Genomic DNA, 1200 nt, shown 5'->3' with positions numbered 1-1200 from the left:
TAAAGAGGATTTGCGCGCGCAAATAGACACAAAAAGGATTTTTAGCCCAGAGGAGTTAAATGTCTTTTTAGAGCGCGCTAAGGGCGAGATTGTGCAAGAGTTCAGGCAGAGTATCCAAACAAGCCTCTTTGGAGTGTGGCAGGCGCAATTAAGATCGGTGCTTGCCCAAGGGCAAGAGGATTTACAAGATGCGCTTTTAGAGCTCAAAGAAATGGGGAAAGAAGTGTTAGAGGCCCAGTTTTTGCCCCTAGTCAAAGAGGAAATTACACGCCTTGACTTTAGTTTTCTCAAAGAACAGCACGCCCTTTTTTACCCCGCCATTGAAGAGCATTTAAAGGAAATGTTTTTAAAAGAGTTGGAACGGGATTTTATGCAGGCCTATTGGCAGGACTTCATCACCGACTTTTTAAACCAACAGGCCCCGCTTAAACGCCTTAAAGAAATCGAATTTGAGGCCCAAACGCACTTAGAAAGTTTGCTATTGGGCAATGCGGTTAAAATGCTCCAAGAGCAAGAGATGGCTTGGATGCAAATACGGCTCAAAGAGTGGCAATTTAAAAATGATGTGGCCCTTGCCCTCAAAAAGCAAGAGCTCATCAAGCAGGGCATTTTACAAGATGAGTGGCTACACACAAAAGCTTATAAGGTGAATTGATGGGATTAGCAGAGATGACGCAACGGGCTAGCCAAGCCCTTAAGGAAAACGCGCAAGAGGTTTTAGAGAGGCTCAATAAGACCCCCAATGGCACTAAAACCCTTTTGGCTACACAAGGCTATAAGCAGACAGAGGGCACCCAAGAGGATAGCCCCCCTAATAAGCGGGACTTTAGTCCCTTCATCATTGAGGAAAACCAGGGGAATATGGATGCCCCTATAGAAGGGCAGGCAAGCTTACCCCCATCAACGGGGATTAAGCAACTAGATAGCAAGATTAAAGGCAGGAATCTAAGCCTCTTTGATTATTATATGGCTAAAAACTATTTGGGGATTAACCTAGGCGTGTTTTTGGGCGGGAGTTTGGAGCTCAACCAAAAGGTGGCTAACCGCACCAAAGCCACGAGCGATATATACGAGACCATTAAGGCCCTTGATCTAGGGGATAATATCATCAACAAGGCCCAAAAGAATAGCGGCCTTTTTAATGGCTTGTTGCGCAAGGCTAACCAATTGACCAGCGGGGTAGTGCCCCTAGGGGCTGAA

The 1200-nt window shown here is 45.8% G+C and carries 1 protein-coding gene and 1 pseudogene; both read left to right on the top strand.

Going from position 1 to position 1200, the window contains the following annotated elements:
* Nucleotides 1–655, top strand: a 655-nt coding sequence (locus tag EAO36_RS08200) for a hypothetical protein (protein WP_120955997.1), incomplete at its 5' end; no start/stop codon positions are given.
* A pseudogene (locus EAO36_RS08195) lies at nucleotides 655–1200 on the top strand (hypothetical protein); the annotation flags it as partial. The gene EAO36_RS08200 and the pseudogene EAO36_RS08195, both read left to right, overlap by 1 nt.

The organism is Helicobacter mehlei, assembly GCF_003660265.1.
Taxonomy (GTDB): Bacteria; Campylobacterota; Campylobacteria; order Campylobacterales; family Helicobacteraceae; genus Helicobacter; species Helicobacter mehlei.
The sequence above is the reverse complement of the archived record's forward strand: the minus strand, read 5'-3'. Positions and strand labels throughout refer to the sequence as shown.